The sequence below is a fragment of the Paenibacillus sp. FW104-T2 genome (assembly GCF_058789975.1).
Genome location: NZ_JBYTCE010000011.1, coordinates 41,861 through 58,416 on the forward strand (window position 1 = coordinate 41,861; position 16,556 = coordinate 58,416).

Genomic DNA, 16,556 nt, shown 5'->3' on the forward strand with positions numbered 1-16,556 from the left:
TCCAGCATGTCTGTTGCTCCGTTTCTTTCATTTTAACAGCTCAATATCAATATAAAATATCGCCATATGCGTAATATGTACTCTTTCATGACCTAGGAATGTCCCCTTATGGCAAGCATCCAACAAAAAAACCACGGATTACCCTTCAATGGGCAGCCCGTGGTCTTCATTCTAATACCTAGATATAAATAAATCCTCTTATTAGTTCTGCATGACAAAATCTTGCTGCACGGAATTCTCTTCTTCATCAAACATGCGCAGAATATCGTATCTTGTATTACGCTGTGCCGGAATATAACCCGCCTCACGAATAAGCTGAAGAATCGAGCCAATATTGACTTTGTATGTAGCACCCGCTGCGGATACGACATTCTCTTCAATCATCGTGCTGCCGAAATCATTACAGCCAAATTCAAGCGATTTCTTACCGATTTCAGGACCCATGGTTACCCATGAAGATTGGATGTTTTTGATATTATCAAGTACAAGTCGGCTGATCGCTACCGTCTTCAGGTATTCTTCCGGCGTTTGGCGCTCCAGTTTCAGATTCGTATTATCCGGCTGGAATGTCCAAGGAATGAATGCCAGAAAGCCTTCTGAGTCATATTTGTTCGCAATACACTCATCCTGTGCTTCACGTACACGAAGCAGGTGAAGTGCACGCTCTTCCATCGATTCGCCCAAACCGATTACCATGGTTGCGGTTGTGTTCATCCCGATCCGGTGAGCTGTCTGCATAACGTCCATCCAGTCGCGCCATGAACCTTTCAGACGGCTGATTTTGCGGCGTGTACGGTCATCCAGAATCTCAGCGCCTCCACCTGGCAAGGAATCCAGTCCTGCTTCGTGAATGGCACGTACGACCTCTTCCAGCGTAAGACCATCCGAAACTTCTACCATTTTCATAATCTCCGCTGGTGAGAAGGAGTGCATGGTGATGTTCGGGAAACGTTCTTTGATTGCTTTTAACAGATCCGTGTAATAGCTGAAAGGCAGATTGGGATTCGTTCCGCCTTGCATCAGAATCTCAGTACCGTTCACATCTTCTGTTTCCTGAATTTTCTGGAAAATTACTTCGTCCGGCAACACGTATCCTTCATCTGATCCAGGTCTGCGATAGAAAGCACAAAAACGGCAGTACACATCACACACGTTGGTGTAGTTGACGTTACGCCCAATGACAAATGTTCTGTATGGCTCAGGATGCATACGCTTCATAATAACATTGGCAGCTGCCCCGATTTTGTCGACTTCATTCGATTCAAACAGCTGAATTGTGTCTTCCAGGTCTAATCGTTCGCCCCGAAGGGCTTTATCTAAGATACGGTCTACCGTACTCATCGTAAAAAGCCTCCCTCATGAAGAGAAAATATGTTCACGATCCGTCCCGACTTGTATATATGCCAGCCTTCTGCATGATTGGTTAGTTCCAAACAATTGCTTAGAAATAGGAATTCTAGATGAATTGGAACCTTTCGATCCATTCTGGGTTATTGAAAAAAACGGCTCATTAAATCTATGCATAAGACGCATCGCTTGCAAGTGCTGGTGGCAACATCGCATTTCTGTACTCTGTCTATCGTAACACAGGTTACATGTGAAAAAAAGCACCTTATGGAAAGGTGCCCTAAATTTAAGTAAAAATATTGACATATTCAATCTATTATAATTACAGCTTTTTTAGACTGATTTATTGGTTTTTCAGCTAGCCCAAAATGATGATTATGATTCCTGAAGCGCCTGATCCAGATCAGCAATCAGATCGTCGATATCTTCCAGCCCCACTGAGAAGCGCAGCAGCCCATCGGTAATGCCCCGTTCAAGGCGAACCTCAGCAGGCATCGCTGCATGGGACATCATCGCAGGATAGGACAGAATACTCTCCACAGCACCCAGACTGACTGCCACAATTGGCAGTTTCACCCGGTTAAGCACCGCTTTGGCACGGTCACCCGAGCCTACATCAAATGAGACAACCGCTCCGTAACCCGTGGATTGGCGCTCGTGAGCTTCACGACCCGGATGCTCCAGCAGTCCAGGATAGTATACTGCGGTAATATCGCTGCGTCCGCTAAGCCAGGCAGCCAGCTTCGCCGTGCTTTGTTCACTGTGTGCCATACGAGCTCCAAGTGTTTTCATGCCGCGCATTAGAAGCCAGGATTCTTGAGCACCCAGTACGGTACCAAGCCCATTTTGAAGCTGTTTGAGCTGTCTCCCCAGCTCTTCGGTACGAGCAACGGCAAGTCCGGCAAGTACGTCACTATGTCCACCAAGAAACTTGGTTGCACTATGTACAACAATGTCCACGCCGAGCTCAATCGGGCGCTGATAATATGGCGTCATAAATGTGTTATCGAGAATGGTGATCAGTTCATGTTCCTGTGCCCAGGATGTAACGGCAGCTATATCCGTGATCCGCAGGGTCGGATTGGAAGGTGTCTCCATATAGACCGCCTTTGTATTCGGCTTGATGGCCGCCTTCACTTCTTCAATATTGGTCATATCCACAAACGTCGTCTCAATTTGCATTCTGCTAAGAATGGACGTGAGCAGGCGGTATGTTCCTCCATACACATCTTCTGTTACGATCATGTGGTCACCTGCCGAGAACATCAGGAACACACTGGAGATTGCGGCCATTCCTGAAGAGTAGGCAAATCCTCGAGCTCCACCTTCAAGCAATGTGATGTAATCCTCCAACGCTTGACGTGTCGGATTACCCGAACGGCTGTAATCATGCTGCGGTGGATTAAAGATATCAAAATGATGGAATGTGGATGCCTGGTAGATCGGTACGCTGGAGGCTCCCGTTGTTTTATCCACTTCGTCACCAAAATGCAGCAGCTTGGTATCAAACTTCAATTCGGAGTGCTTGTTGTTCTGCTCACTCATGATGTACGCCTCCTTCAACCTCACGCTGCGCAGCTTCCAGGGCATTCCCCAAATCCGCAATCAGATCGTCTGCATGCTCAATTCCTACCGAGAATCGCAGCAAGCGGTCATCGACACCTACAGCGTCGCGTATTTCGAGCGGGATATCTGCATGCGTCTGCACCGCAGGATACGTCATCAACGATTCAACTCCGCCAAGACTCTCGGCAAAAGCAATTAACTTGATATGGCGCAGCAGCGGTTCAACTAGACGGGCATCTTTAACTTTGAAAGAGAAGATGCCTGTGTTTCCTCTAGATTGTTTCTTCTGCACCTCGTATCCCGGGTGATCTGACAAACCAGGGTGATATACTTCCCCCACGGATGGATGTTCCAGCAAATACTTGGCAATGGTAAGTGAATTATACTCATGACGTTCCATTCGCAGAGCGAGTGTCTTCATGCCTTTCATCAACTGATAGGAATCACTTGGAGATAGTACCGCACCAATGGAGTTATGCAGGAATGCCATTTCGGCTGACAACTCCTCGCCCTTGGTGATAATCAATCCGGCAAGCACATCGTTGTGTCCACCCAGGTATTTGGTTGCGCTATGAACAACGATATCGGCTCCGAGCTCGATAGGACGTTGGAAGAACGGCGTCAGCAGTGTATTGTCCACAATCGTCAACAGGTTATGACTTTTCGCCCAGGAGCTGACCGCTTCAATATCCGTAATCATCATGAGTGGATTGGTTGGCGTCTCGATAAATACAGCTTTGGTGTTCGGCTGACGTATGTCTTCCATGGCCACCAGATCATTCGTGTCCACGTAGCTTGCCGTTACGCCAAAACGAGACAGGATACGCTCTAGAAGACGATACGTTCCCCCGTATAGATCCAGCGAGACAATCAGATGATCGCCCTGTCCAAACATGGCGAAGATCGTTTGCAGCGCTGCCATGCCCGAGCTACAGGCAAAACCGGCATCACCGGATTCGAGTGCAGCTGCAGCCTCTTCCAGTACCTTACGCGTTGGATTGGTCGTACGAATGTAGTCAAAGCCTGTGCTCTGCCCGAGCTTTGGATGGCGGAACGCCGTTGATTGATAGATGGGGAAATTCACGGCACCAGTTCCCGGTTCATTGACGGATCCGATTTGAGCCAAGCGGCTTTCGATTTTCAACTTATTGTCTTCCATTGCAGTATCCTCCTGTAATCTCGATTAGATTTGCGGGCCAATATCGTAAGGCGTCTCCTGATACACATAGTAATTGAGCCAATTAGAGAATAATAAGTTTGCATGTGCCCGCCAGGTTGCCGGAGGAACACGGGATGGATCGTCGTTTGGAAAATAGTTTCTTGGCAGTGCGATATCCAATCCCTTGGATGCATCGCGGTCATATTCCCATTTCAAGGACAATGGATCATACTCCGCATGCCCTGTCACAAAAATTTGTTTGCCGTCTTTGGTGGCAACCAGGAAAATGCCAGCTTCCTCCGATTCGGCCAAAATTTCGAGGTTATCGTTCTTCTCAATATCCTCGCGCCGAACTTCGGTATGACGGGAATGTGGGACATTGAACACTTCATCAAATCCGCGAAGCAGCTGTACGTGAGATTTGTTAATCGTATGTGGAAATACGCCAAAACACTTCTCTTCCAGCGCTACCTTAGGTACACCGAAATGATGGTACAGACCAGCCTGAGAAGCCCAACAGATGTGCATGGTCGATGTGACGTTGGTTTTGGTCCAATCGAAGATCTCCTGGATTTCCTTCCAATAATTCACGTCTTCGAAATCCATTTGCTCAACAGGGGCACCTGTAATGATCATCCCGTCAAAACGGCGGTGTTCAATCTCATCAAAGGTTTTATAGAAAAGATTCAGATACTCCTGTGACGTGTTCTTCGATATGTGGGACTTGGGATGAACCAGAACGATATCAACCTGTATAGGGGTATTCCCCACCAAACGAAGCAGCTGGGTTTCTGTTGTTTCCTTGGTAGGCATCAGGTTTAATATAGCAATGCGTAGTGGACGAATATCCTGCTGGTAAGCATGTGTCTCGTCCATTACGAAGATGTTCTCACCTGCGAGGACTTCCTTGGCAGGCAGTGCGTCTGGAATTTTAATTGGCATGATGTACAAACTCCTCCTTGTGCATAGATAGATGCAGCCATCACAGGCTTGATGTGTTTCACATCAAATCGTTCTAGACTGCCATGAGCTTGTCTATAGGTGGAGAATTGCAAATAGCGCAACGCTCTAACCTGACAAACTCAAGTTCCATAGCGAAAATCAGTGCTGAGAAGTCGGTGCATATAACAAAGACCTTCCTCGGATTCCGAGAAAGGTCATATGTAAATAGATATGCGCCTCTCTCATCTCTCAGTTACAACAGTGCCTCAATGGACACTTAGTCGCTGCAAGAATTAGCACCGTGCGGTATACCGCCGGTTGCCGGGTTTCATCGGGCCAGTCCCTCCACCTACTCTTGATAAGATTTCGCCTTATTCAATTGTGTATTTAGTGTACTTCACCGTCTACTTTAAAACATTAATCCTCTCACGTCAAGCATGTAGTTTTATGTCTGTTCATGTAGGCCGGAACCGTTTGTCTATCGCTGTCATACACTGCTTCAGGGCGCGAAATAGACACATTTTTGCGCTTGAAAGCACCATGTACCAGCGGTATACTAAACAAGTGTTGCAAACCCTTATGTGAGAGGTGACATATTCAATGGATGGCGACCCGAGGCCTGACTGTCAGCCGTATTCCGACAAACTGCATAGAGAATTGACATCAGCATGCCGGCAGCGGGACGTTATTTCCGTTTGGTTATAGAGCGAACGCAGTCCTGACATCCAGGCTCCGCTGCCGACCGGCTGATCTGTTCTTTTTGCGCCCATATTGATGAAAATCCGCCTGTTTGGCGGGTGCAGAAGGAGTGGATGAACGATGAAAATCCGGTTGGTAAACAACGGTGTATTTATCCCGGTGGACGATATTGAGCAGGCGCTGACGCCACCAGCTGAGGGATTTTACTGGATCGATGCAGACGTTGATGATCTGGCGGTACTTCAGCCGCTGTTCATGATGCATGATCTGGCTGTAGAGGACTGTTTGAGTGATGAAGAACAGCGTCCGAAGATTGAAATTTATGAGAGCCATTATTTTATTGTCGTAAACAGCATTCGTTTTGATGACGAAGAGATCTTTTTGCGTGCGGTTAACCTGTTTCTAGGGAGACACTACATCATTAGTGTTACGAAGCAGAAAGTCAGCGAACTGCGGACCTTGAAGCCTATTCTGTGGGAACAGGAAGTCAGCACCCCGGATCGTCTCCTGTATCTGTTGGTCGATTTGATTGTGGATAACTACTTTACCGTCGGCGACCGGATCGAAGCACGCATTGAGAAATTGGAAGAAGATATTTTGATGCATACGAAAAAGTCCCATTTGAATGAAATTATCGGGCTGCGCAGTGAGATTCTGTGGCTCAAAAAAGTGCTGGGACCTCAAAAAGAGGTCATCAACACGCTAAATAAAAAAGACTTGCGTCTGATCGATGATCAACTGCAGAAGTATTTCAGTGACATCTATGAGAATGCTGTGAAAATATCCGAGACGTTTGAGACTTATCGAGACCTGATGGGAAACTTGCGAGAAGCTTACCAATCCAGTATCGCCAACCGGGCGAACGAAATCATGCGCGTGTTTACCGCCATTACAACGGTGTTCATGCCCCTGACGGTCATTACCGGCATCTATGGGATGAACTTCAACAACATGCCTGAGCTGGACTGGAAGTATGGATATTTTGTAGTCATTGGCCTGATGGTGACCCTCGGCCTGAGCATGTTCTTTATTTTCCGCAAAAAAGATTGGATCTGAACCTATTCATTCAAAAAGACGAAGCGCTCCAACCAGGGAGAAACGGCTTCGTCTTTTTTTCTGTACTCAAAAACTTCTCTCGAAACGATATGGGGTGTCTACCCGACGTTCTGCTCTGTTTCTACATGTCTTCGGAATCGAATGCGGATCATGCGCAATCTCTCGTACACTTGCTCCAGATTGCCCCTAACCGGCTTATCTCCGCCGTATACTCTATGTAATACAGGTTTCAGGAAACTGTCTCCCAGCTCCTCGTATGCACTCCAGACCGCCTCCTGCTCCTGCTCAGGCATGATCGCAAGCTCTGCATCCAGGAGGCTATCTGTATCATAACCTTCCGTATCGAGTGTCTCCAGCAGTTCAATTAGCTCTCTGCGGGATAGTCCGGAGCGGTTCACAATCTCTTCCAGAGTATGCCCTTCCTTCATACCCTCAAGCACCTGCTTGCGAGTGGTGAATTTGTCCAGCTCCTGCTTATATTTCTGTTCTTTTTGCTTGTACAACCAGCTCTCATATTCATCTTCAGACAAGACAGACTGTACCCAATCAAGTGGAAAAGCAGTCGAACGCTCTACTCCGCTTGTAAGCTCCATCCACTCCTGACCGTATTCACTTGCCTTGCTCTCCCCAACACCTGGTAACTGCATGAGTTCATCCATGGTTTGGGGTACGAATGCACTGATCATGCGCAGCAAACGATTCGTTGCAATAAAGTATGGGGCCTTCCGGTCAGACGCTGCCTTTCTTCTCCGCCATGTGCATAAATCAGCATATAATTCTTCATGGCCGTAGCGTTCACTATAACAGTGAAGACGCTGTCCACCATAACTGCGTAATTTCAGATCTTCCGTCTCATGAAACAGTCCCTGAATCAATGGCCGGTAACCTTCACTCATTCGAATCGCCAACTGGTGGCGATAAATATGGAGCAGTTCTTCCCAGGAGCTCCCCTCATACCAGATGCTGTCTTCGCGATCTCCTTCCTCATATTGGCTCCACCCGAGATGCCAGGCACCTTCCTCCTCACCAATCCACAGCTGAGCGTGTTCCTCATGTTGACCTGACAATTTGGACAATCTGTTCATGAAAATGACTTCCATCGATTTCCCCTCCTTAATATTGCAGCCTATTCACAGTTAGATGAGCCGCCTCCAGGCAACAAAAAAAGCACCCCTCCTGCAAATTCATTGCAAGAGAGGTGCTTCCTCATTAACCGTAGTATGCTGTTGCTCATATCTTACCACAATGGAAAAATTCGTCAACCACTTGTGATCAATTGAATTATTTGTTCAAAGCCAATTTGGCCAAGGCCAGCGATCCGCACAAACCGGCATTGTCACCAAGGCCTGGCGGAACGACATACTCGTCGATCCCAGAGTGAAGGGCCGGATGCTGAACATATCCATTTAACAGCTCCTGTAATTTGCTGCGTACCATAGGGAACAGATGCTCCTGCTTCATGACCCCGCCACCCATCACAATTTTTTCCGGAGTGAGAATCAGTACATAATTCATGAGTGCGTGCGCCAGATAGTGTGCCTCAATCTCCCAGGCTTTGTGATCTGCTGGCAGCTCATATGCTGGCTGGTCCCAACGTTTATTGATAGCCGGTCCCGCTGCGAGCCCTTCCAGACAGTCCCCGTGGTATGGACAAAAACCTTCATATGTATCCTCAGGGTGTCTGCGTACAAAAATATGTCCCATCTCTGGATGAGACAAACCGTGAACCATTTTGCCGCCTACGACTGCACCGGCACCAATACCTGTTCCGACAGTGATATACAGACAGCTCTCCAGTCCTTGTGCTGCTCCCCAGGTTGCTTCTCCAAGCGCAGCTCCGTTTACATCCGTATCAAACGTCATCGGCACATCAAAATGTTCCTTGAGTTTGCCAATGATATCATACTGACCCCAATGAGGCTTCGGTGTTGTTGTAATATATCCGTACGTAGGACTTCCTTCAATCGGGTCAATCGGTCCAAAAGAACCCACGCCCAAAGCTTCAATCCCCTTGCCTTCAAAGAAAGCGATAACCTGCGCCATCGTTTCTTCCGGTGTCGTTGTAGGAAAACTTACCCGTTCAAGCACCTCACCATTTTCAGTTCCAATCCCACATACAAATTTGGTTCCCCCAGCTTCAATTGCGCCTAAAATCGTCAAGTTAGTCACACTCCCAAGTTAGTTTAAAGTGAAATTCATCTTTGGTTCTGGATGATGATATGTTGTGAATCTACTGCCCACTCTCCAGCTTATCCAAACGTTTCAATAACGTTTGCCTCCAGCTATCTGACAGCGATGGAATAGCCAGTAATGCACGCATTCCGGCAGCATCCTTCTTTCCCTGATGCATGACCCGGTTGGCCTCTAGAACGGTCATGGATGCAGGGTCTGTGCGGATACGCCTGAACGGAGAGTCAGGAGCGACTTCTCCCTCCTCCAATACGCGAAAATAGAAACCGGTATAGCCGCTTTCCTGAAAATATACAGGCAGCTCTTTGAAATCATATCGGGCAGCGAGCTTGAAGCAGGGTTGTCTTGGCTGGCTAACCTGAACCAAAGCTCCGCCCAGTTCATATACATCACCAATCCGGACTTGATCTTCGGAGCAGCCTTCCACCGTTAAATTCTCACCACAAGCTCCCCAGTCCAGCTTGCGCTCCATCAGTTGTTCCAGTACGGAATACCGACTGTAATCGTATACACAAACAGCCTTATCCGGTCCGCCGTGATGCTCCAGGTCCGCCTGGCCATCTCCTGTCATTCCATTGAATGACAGGAAAACCAAGCCGGATACGGGATGTTTGACAATGCCGCTCAGCACTTCACGCTTCTGGCCAGGCAACGGCTGAGGCTTACCCACATTAATGGCAAGAACAGCTGTATTACGTTCTGCTGACTGTTGATCATGTGCAAGTGTCATGTGCTTCATACCTCCCATACGATTAGTACTTTAACGGACGGAGCCGCCAAAAACGAGTGTATTACTTAACAACCGCCCTGGTGAAGTTAACATCTTCCCACCTGCATACAAGCCTGAGGAAGCTCCGCCATCCAGATTCATGGCCTGCTTGGCACCGAGCTTCTGCATGACTGCCGCCCACTCCTTAATGGTAGCTCCCGAGACAGTCGCGAGCATTACCGAACCGTCGGCCATGATGGCGATCCCGCTTCTGGCACCCGAGGCATTCAGAATCTTGGTATCCTTGAATCCTTCGCTGGTTGGGTTCACGGCGACTTTACCGTCTTTTACAAGACGAGGACCAGCACCAACAGCAGTTACCACGTCTCCCCAAGGAATCTCTTTACCTGATGCGTTGGTATATCTATAGTTCATTTCTACAGTCGAACCCACGGCGAAGCGATCTGCAGTCGATTTCTGATTGCCTGTAAAGACCAGTACAGATCCATTCTTCGGAATCGCTACATTGTTATTCGCTACTTTTTTGGTGACAATCCCTTTCTCCATCACAACTGCAGTACCACCCTTGAATCCGACTTTGGGGCCGCGCTCCGGAGTATAGAGCATTGATATGCTCGCATTCGCAGAAGGTGTACGGTTAATGAATGTTGCGTACCAGCTGCGTGACTTACCTGCTGCATCGGTAACTTTACCTGTAAGACTTACCTGAAGTGAATCCATCATTGCTGTTCCATCTTCCTTGAAACCTATCGTTGTTCCGTATCGTCCAATATGTATCACTTTTCCATTTGCTATCAACATGCCATAAGGATCTGGTGCTCCATTATACGCTTCAAAGAACGCCCCATTAATGGCTGCTTGAGCACCATATGATTTTACAATGGAAGGCAATGTTGCCGTTTGTCCTACCTGTTTCTTGGCTAAACCTACAGTCACAGGTGTTCCTTTGGGAATGCTTACCGTTTGTACGGTGAAATTTCGTCCTGCTGCTTTTACTTTCTGTACTTTGGTGCTAATTGCTGCTTTTGCATCGGCTGTTTGCGGAGCGCTTACTGCGCCTGATAATAATACCGGCAAAGCCAGGACGAGGGCCATAGCCCCTGTCCACCACTTTCTACCGGCACGATTTGTCTGCATGTTGCTCACCCTATTGCCACTCCCATCCAAGAGCCCAGGCTCTTCATCTCAAGTTGTTCGAACTTGTCCATCACCGTATCCGGATCAAGACGCAATTCACATACATCCAGTGCGCAGGCTACCGGAACAGCGCAGTGAATCTCTGCCAGTTTACGGGACAGATGCAGCATGTCGAGATCATTCTCAATTTTATTACGTACCGATGGCGTGAGTTTATCCAGATTATCCAGAATACCCTCAATGGTGCCATATTCCTGCACGAGTTTTAGAGCTGTTTTCTCACCGATTCCACGTACTCCAGGGTAATTGTCACTCGCATCCCCCATCAGACCTTTCATATCAATGACTTGACGAGGAGTCAACTGCTTCTCTGCCATGAGAGATTCAGGCGTATACACCATGTAGTTGCCGTGGCCTTTTTTCATAATAATAATGCTTGTCCGGTCATTGATCAGCTGCAGCATATCATGGTCGCCGGTCAGCACCATTACGTTCATATCCGTCTGCTCCGTATAATACTTGGCCAGTGTACCGATGCAATCATCGGCTTCATACCCCTCTGCTCCAATATTCGGAATACCCAAGCTGTCCATGACTTCACGGATCAATGCAAACTGGGGAATCAGATCATTCGGTGCTTCAGGACGATTGCCTTTGTATGCGGCGTATTCTTCACCGCGAAACGTCTTGCCACCCATATCCCAGCAGCATACCACATGACTTGGTCCGAAAGTCTGAACCGCATCCCAGAAATAACGGATAAATCCGTATACCGCATTGGTTGGCAAGCCTGCCTTTGTACGTCTGATATATCCGCTTGCAGATGTCGCATAAAATGCCCGGAACAACACCGCCATACCGTCTACCAGCAACAAAGTAGGTTCATTACGTTGATTCACTTGATTTTGTTCTCTCCTATCTGTATATAGCAATAAAATATCGAAACTAATTCTATTATTATAGCATAGTTACGCCAAGCATCGTTCAGCCAAAAAAGCCCTGAATATTGAACATTTCAGGGCTGTTAATCGGCTTCATTTATGAATGGACAGACACGTCACTCAGCCTGTTGCTAAACGTTGTTCCATTCCTGTTCATACGTCTCTTCCTTGAATCCTACGGTCACCTGCTCCCCATCTGTCACGATTGGACGTTTGATCAGGCGGCCATTGGAGGCAAGCAGACGAATCTGTTCTTCAGCAGACATGCCAGGCAGCTTGTCCTTCAACTGCTGCTCCTTGTACACTTCTCCACTTGTATTGAAAAACTTCTTCACTTCAAGTCCGCTCTTCTGAATGAGCTCGGTTAATTCGGCCTCAGACGGGGGTGTGTCGAAAATGGGGATTAGCTCCAGCTCATGGCCTTGAGCTTCAAGCCATTTTACTGCTTTGCGGCAAGTTCCACATTTTGCATACTGGTATACTTTCAGTTTACTCATTAGCATTTCCTCCTAAGTGCTCCGGTATTTATCTATCGCTTTCCTTGGTTTGCTTCGCAAATCCAAAAAGTCGCTCTACATCAATACCATCGCCATACGTTTAAAACTATTCTAAACAACATAAAACAAGGACTGCCTGTTCCTACGATCGCAGCAGTACCCTGAATATGAACCACAAATGATGATTCGAGATTCCTACAACTCTTCCCTTGGCTTCGCCTCGGTATCTAAACGTTTCTCCAGCGCAGCCATATCTGAAGGAAGAGGTGCATGGAACGTCATGCGTTCCTGTGTAAGTGGATGAACAAACGACAGCTCGCAGGCATGCAATGCCTGGCGATCGATCCACAAGTCCCGTTCTTCCCGCATTGCAGCTGTCTGTTCGTCAATCTTATCCGCAGGTAATGTCTTGTACATTCGATCGCCGATTAGCGGACATCCGATCGATGTCATATGTACACGAATCTGATGCGTTCTGCCACTCTCCAGCTTCAGATTCACCGCACTTGCAGTCCCGCCGTCCCAGCGGGTGATCGAGGTGTACAGCGTTCTTGCCGGATAGCCATCAGGCGTGACAATGCGGCGATGGGGTTCCTCCGGATCACGGTCGATTGCACCATCAACAGACCCCTGTTCGGGAGCAGGATTTCCATGTACAAACGCAATATACTTTTTGTCCACGGTTCCTGCGATCATCTGTTCAGATACATGCTGATGCACATATGGATTTTTGGCAATGGCCAGCACCCCGGAAGTCTCCTGATCCAAACGATGAATGGGTCTAAACCGGAAAAGCTCTCCCTTGGACTTCCAGTAATGAACAACACCATTCGCCAACGTTCCTGTATAGTGTCCATGTGTCGGATGCACAATTACGCCGGCATCCTTGTTAACAATAAGCAAATGCTCATCTTCATACAAAATGGAAAAAGGAATGGATTCCGGCAAAATGTCATCCGATTCCTCCTGTTCCATCCGAATCTCCACGATATCTCCAGCCGATACCTTCACGCTGATATACACGCGCTCTCCATTCAACATAATTCCCTGATCCGTGAGCTTCAGCCTGGACAAGAGCTTGCGCGATACCTGCAGCCGCCGCTGAAGCACGGTTTTCAGCAGCCAGCCATCTTCATGTTCGGGAACGGTGTAGATAATCGGCGAATAATAGCCGCTCATTCTTTGCGGCGGAACACTTTTTTGCTCCGTACATATTCAATATCCGACACCTGCTGTCTGGCATTGGCCGTCCGTGCTACAACGAAGAAATAATCAGACAGACGGTTCAAGTAACGGCGTACTGCAGGATTAATATCCGTATGCTGTCCCAATGTTACCGTGCGGCGCTCTGCACGGCGGCATACCGTACGGCACACATGAAGCGCTGAAGACAGCGGGCTGCCTCCCGGGATAATGAACCGTTCCACTTTCGGGTTTTCCGCATCATACTGATCAATCCATTGTTCAAGCCGGGTGACCATGTCATCCCGCACTTTGTATTTGGTTTCGCTGATTTTCACAAATGCCAAATCCGACCCGCAATCAAACAATTCTTGCTGAACCTCCAGCAAATGTTCACGCAAATCCTCGAATTTCCCCTCTGTATCATCGATCAGACTGATTGCCTGGCCGACAAAACAATTCAGCTCATCGATGGTACCGTAAGCTTCAACGCGGTCATCATCTTTGATCACCCGTCCTCCGATGACCGAAGTTTGCCCTTCATCACCTGTTCGTGTATAGATGCCCATTTGCAATCCCTCCAAATGTTTAATTTCATTCACATGGCAAAACATCGGTTAATTCTTAATATGCCTGCCCTTCTAATCTCAACTTAACCAGTATACTTGACCACTGCTTGATACGGAAATGCATTTTTTTCAGAAACCGCTTGTACCCTTTGCACGTATATATGAATTGGCGTGCTCTGCCCGAGTATACGTCAAATTCAGGTAAATCAAAAGTAGAGGAGACGATTATGCAAAACTGGATAACCGATTTCATGGAACAATACGGCTACATAGGCATCGCACTCATTATTGCGCTTGAAAACGTATTTCCCCCCATCCCTTCGGAGATTATTTTGCCTTTTGGCGGATTTATGACGACGTACACCAGCCTCACTCTTCCAGGTGTTATCATTGCGGCTACCCTCGGTTCTGTGCTGGGTGCAGTAATTCTCTATGGGATCGGATTGCTGATTGATGTGGAGCGTCTGGAGAAAATTGTAGATCGCTGGGGACATATTCTGCGAATCAAAAAAGAAGATATCCACCGTGTTGATGCATGGTTTGACAAATATGGAATGTGGACTGTACTATTCTGCCGCATGGTGCCACTTGTTCGCAGTCTCATCTCCATTCCTGCAGGCATGTCCAATATGAAATTCGGTTTATTCGTCCTCTTCACCACCATCGGGACACTCGCCTGGAACATTATTTTGGTCTCGGTTGGGGCCGCGCTTGGCGCTTCTTGGGAAAATATTTTGCACTTTATGGACGTCTACTCACTGGTGGTATATGCTCTGCTCGCCATTATCGTAGTTGGTTGCGTAATCTGGTGGATCAGACGTATGAAAAAAAGCAAATAAGAAATCGCGTCTCACGCAGCTGAATTGTAATCATATATTTCTCAATATAAATAAGCCTCCGTACCACAGTTTGTGGTTATGGAGGCTTTTGTTTTACCTGGATCTTGACCTAATATACTCAGATATCGTGGTACCGTACTTCTCGCTTCTTCAAATCAATGGCTAGTCCCGATACCACCATGTACATGCGTTCCGAGTGAGACTGCAGTGCACGATTCACCGAAGCCATCCTTGCGGCAAAAATACGTTCCTCTTCCGATGGATACAGGGAACCCTGCATTTCATTGGTAATAACCAGCAGCTTGCCCTGATAAGATAGTAAGGCATCAAGCAGCTGTTGTGTATGTACGCGTTGTTGATCAAGATCATCCGTTGCTCTAAATCCGGCAGCCATCCACGAAGTCAGACTGTCCACAATGACAATTCGCTGATCAGCCAGAAACAGATTTGATTCCCGATTGATCTGATGAATGACTTCCGTCAGGTGATGACCATTTCCGGCTGAAATGGCTCGATAATGAGCGGATGGCAGTTCCGGTATCACCGGATCATGATCGCCTGTGGATAAATAGATTCCTTCCCGGCTGATTTGAGCTGCATAACCTAGGGCAAACCTGGTTTTACCACTACCTATCCCGCCAGTGACCGTAATCAGCAATCCGCTCCCCTCCTTCAGTTACCATACTTATACGCTATTCTGTCAGCGCCTTCAGCACTTTTTTGGATTCTTCAACACTGGCAGCCGATAGCGGAATGGTAGCAAACAGATTTTGGGCGGCATATTCCACATCCTTGAACATCTGCATATCTTCGAGTGGGATGCCATAGAGATGGGTTTCTTGCTTCATATCGGTGCCATTGTCTCCCTGACCATCCTCAACTAACACCCCGCCCTCAAAAACACCACGCTCATACTTCTCAGGGTCAAATGTATCATCTAGCGGAATATTGGAACCATTGCTTCCGTATTGTTTCATATCTGCCTCTGGCAGAATAAAAATATCATGACTGCCTGCTGCGTATTCTACCATAATTTTCTGTACATCATACATGGCGCTTGTAATGACTTCCACTTTAGGTTCCTCGCCCAGTTTTTGCTGCAGATTGGCCTGTAACTGTTCTCCGATTACGGATGGATTACCTTGATTATCAATGATAAAAATGGTAAATCCGTCTTTTCCACCACATCCAGCGAGCAGAAAAATCAATGATACGAGTGCTGTTAGCCCCCAAAATCTCTTCATTCCAGTTCCCCCTTTAGTCTCCTTAGTACAATATATCACAATTGTTCCACGCAAAAAAATAGCCCTTACAAATAAGAGATTTCTTATTCTCACCAAAAAAGAAGACCCCTAAGGGTCTCCTTTAACATTCATATGGGTAACGTTTTCGTAACTATCAATTTATCTCCCTTTTATCGGGTTAGCTTTCATATATTCATTGATCTTCAGATCCAATAAACTGCTGATTTCAATCACAATTTCTGAAGTAAAGGATTTCTCCTCCATAAAAATCTGTTCCATCTTGCGGCGAAGCAGGTGGATCTCATCTTCCAAGGAAATGTCATGCAAAGATTCGTGATCTGGTCTCACCGACCATCGGTCGCCTTGATCGCCTTCAGCCAGGTAATGCCCACGATTAGTCGGTAAATCATATTCTACACAAAACAATGCTAACCCCTCCTTGGAAAATTAGTTTCCAA

At 47.2% G+C, this 16,556-nt stretch carries 18 protein-coding genes and 1 riboswitch; of the genes, 2 read left to right on the top strand and 16 right to left on the bottom strand.

What is annotated here, in order from left to right:
- Positions 1 to 201: 201 nt before the first annotated feature.
- The 5 genes from mqnC to AC3WQ3_RS15390 all read right to left on the bottom strand — a co-directional run bounded on the left by mqnC (position 202) and on the right by AC3WQ3_RS15390 (position 5,784).
- Positions 202 to 1,341 carry a cyclic dehypoxanthinyl futalosine synthase gene (gene mqnC / locus AC3WQ3_RS15370; RefSeq protein WP_492472688.1) on the bottom strand — a complete coding sequence of 380 codons (1,140 nt, stop codon included), beginning with the start codon at positions 1,339 to 1,341 and terminating at the stop codon, positions 202 to 204.
- Positions 1,342 to 1,722: 381 nt separating this feature from the next.
- Positions 1,723 to 2,892: an aminotransferase class I/II-fold pyridoxal phosphate-dependent enzyme gene (locus tag AC3WQ3_RS15375; protein ID WP_154895902.1), complete on the bottom strand. Its 1,170-nt coding sequence runs from the start codon at positions 2,890 to 2,892 to the stop codon at positions 1,723 to 1,725.
- Complete coding sequence (locus AC3WQ3_RS15380) at positions 2,885 to 4,072, bottom strand: PLP-dependent transferase (protein WP_183521266.1); 1,188 nt, start codon at positions 4,070 to 4,072, stop codon at positions 2,885 to 2,887. The genes AC3WQ3_RS15375 and AC3WQ3_RS15380 overlap by 8 nt, the downstream gene beginning before the upstream one ends.
- Positions 4,073 to 4,096: 24 nt before the next feature.
- Entirely contained in the window at positions 4,097 to 5,014 is a 918-nt protein-coding gene (gene metA, locus AC3WQ3_RS15385; protein WP_127539433.1) for a homoserine O-acetyltransferase MetA, read from the bottom strand.
- Positions 5,015 to 5,253: 239 nt separating this feature from the next.
- A riboswitch (SAM riboswitch) is annotated at positions 5,254 to 5,379 on the bottom strand.
- 261 nt (positions 5,380 to 5,640) lie between these two features.
- Positions 5,641 to 5,784, bottom strand: a complete 144-nt coding sequence (locus tag AC3WQ3_RS15390) for a hypothetical protein (protein ID WP_492472689.1) — start codon at positions 5,782 to 5,784, stop codon at positions 5,641 to 5,643.
- Positions 5,785 to 5,833: 49 nt separating this feature from the next.
- Here AC3WQ3_RS15390 and corA point away from each other — a divergent pair, with 49 nt between their 5' ends.
- Positions 5,834 to 6,769 (top strand): magnesium/cobalt transporter CorA, encoded by a 936-nt coding sequence (gene corA / locus AC3WQ3_RS15395; RefSeq protein ID WP_095288290.1) that lies wholly within the window; start codon positions 5,834 to 5,836, stop codon positions 6,767 to 6,769.
- Between the two features lie 98 nt (positions 6,770 to 6,867).
- Here the strand turns inward: corA and AC3WQ3_RS15400 are convergent, their stop codons facing one another.
- The 8 genes from AC3WQ3_RS15400 to AC3WQ3_RS15435 all read right to left on the bottom strand — a co-directional run bounded on the left by AC3WQ3_RS15400 (position 6,868) and on the right by AC3WQ3_RS15435 (position 14,015).
- A complete protein-coding gene (locus AC3WQ3_RS15400) occupies positions 6,868 to 7,869 on the bottom strand; it encodes an HRDC domain-containing protein (RefSeq protein ID WP_336779362.1) in 1,002 nt (333 codons plus the stop codon).
- A gap of 181 nt (positions 7,870 to 8,050) precedes the next feature.
- Positions 8,051 to 8,929 carry an ROK family protein gene (locus tag AC3WQ3_RS15405; RefSeq protein ID WP_336779361.1) on the bottom strand — a complete coding sequence of 293 codons (879 nt, stop codon included), beginning with the start codon at positions 8,927 to 8,929 and terminating at the stop codon, positions 8,051 to 8,053.
- Positions 8,930 to 8,999: 70 nt separating this feature from the next.
- Positions 9,000 to 9,689, bottom strand: a complete 690-nt coding sequence (locus AC3WQ3_RS15410) for an MOSC domain-containing protein (protein ID WP_492472690.1) — start codon at positions 9,687 to 9,689, stop codon at positions 9,000 to 9,002.
- A 30-nt stretch (positions 9,690 to 9,719) separates the two neighbouring features.
- Positions 9,720 to 10,826, bottom strand: a complete 1,107-nt coding sequence (locus tag AC3WQ3_RS15415) for a phosphodiester glycosidase family protein (RefSeq protein ID WP_492472691.1) — start codon at positions 10,824 to 10,826, stop codon at positions 9,720 to 9,722.
- A 5-nt stretch (positions 10,827 to 10,831) separates the two neighbouring features.
- Entirely contained in the window at positions 10,832 to 11,725 is an 894-nt protein-coding gene (locus AC3WQ3_RS15420) for a 5'-3' exonuclease (RefSeq protein ID WP_492472692.1), read from the bottom strand.
- A gap of 173 nt (positions 11,726 to 11,898) precedes the next feature.
- Positions 11,899 to 12,264, bottom strand: a complete 366-nt coding sequence (locus AC3WQ3_RS15425) for an arsenate reductase family protein (RefSeq protein ID WP_336779358.1) — start codon at positions 12,262 to 12,264, stop codon at positions 11,899 to 11,901.
- Positions 12,265 to 12,459: 195 nt separating this feature from the next.
- Positions 12,460 to 13,443 carry an RluA family pseudouridine synthase gene (locus tag AC3WQ3_RS15430; RefSeq protein ID WP_492472693.1) on the bottom strand — a complete coding sequence of 328 codons (984 nt, stop codon included), beginning with the start codon at positions 13,441 to 13,443 and terminating at the stop codon, positions 12,460 to 12,462.
- Positions 13,440 to 14,015, bottom strand: coding sequence for a cob(I)yrinic acid a,c-diamide adenosyltransferase (locus AC3WQ3_RS15435; protein WP_127539424.1), 576 nt, complete (start codon positions 14,013 to 14,015; stop codon positions 13,440 to 13,442). The genes AC3WQ3_RS15430 and AC3WQ3_RS15435 overlap by 4 nt, the downstream gene beginning before the upstream one ends.
- 227 nt (positions 14,016 to 14,242) lie before the next feature.
- Between AC3WQ3_RS15435 and AC3WQ3_RS15440 the strand changes: the two genes are divergently transcribed.
- Complete coding sequence (locus tag AC3WQ3_RS15440) at positions 14,243 to 14,854, top strand: DedA family protein (protein ID WP_492472789.1); 612 nt, start codon at positions 14,243 to 14,245, stop codon at positions 14,852 to 14,854.
- Positions 14,855 to 14,972: 118 nt separating this feature from the next.
- Here the strand turns inward: AC3WQ3_RS15440 and AC3WQ3_RS15445 are convergent, their stop codons facing one another.
- The 3 genes from AC3WQ3_RS15445 to AC3WQ3_RS15455 form a co-directional block, all read right to left on the bottom strand.
- Positions 14,973 to 15,512: a bifunctional adenosylcobinamide kinase/adenosylcobinamide-phosphate guanylyltransferase gene (locus AC3WQ3_RS15445; protein WP_176476027.1), complete on the bottom strand. Its 540-nt coding sequence runs from the start codon at positions 15,510 to 15,512 to the stop codon at positions 14,973 to 14,975.
- A 34-nt stretch (positions 15,513 to 15,546) separates the two neighbouring features.
- On the bottom strand, positions 15,547 to 16,098 hold the full coding sequence (locus AC3WQ3_RS15450) for a hypothetical protein (protein WP_336779354.1): 552 nt from the start codon (positions 16,096 to 16,098) through the stop codon (positions 15,547 to 15,549).
- Between the two features lie 159 nt (positions 16,099 to 16,257).
- Positions 16,258 to 16,446: an aspartyl-phosphate phosphatase Spo0E family protein gene (locus AC3WQ3_RS15455; protein WP_336780208.1), complete on the bottom strand. Its 189-nt coding sequence runs from the start codon at positions 16,444 to 16,446 to the stop codon at positions 16,258 to 16,260.
- Positions 16,447 to 16,556 lie beyond the last annotated feature (110 nt).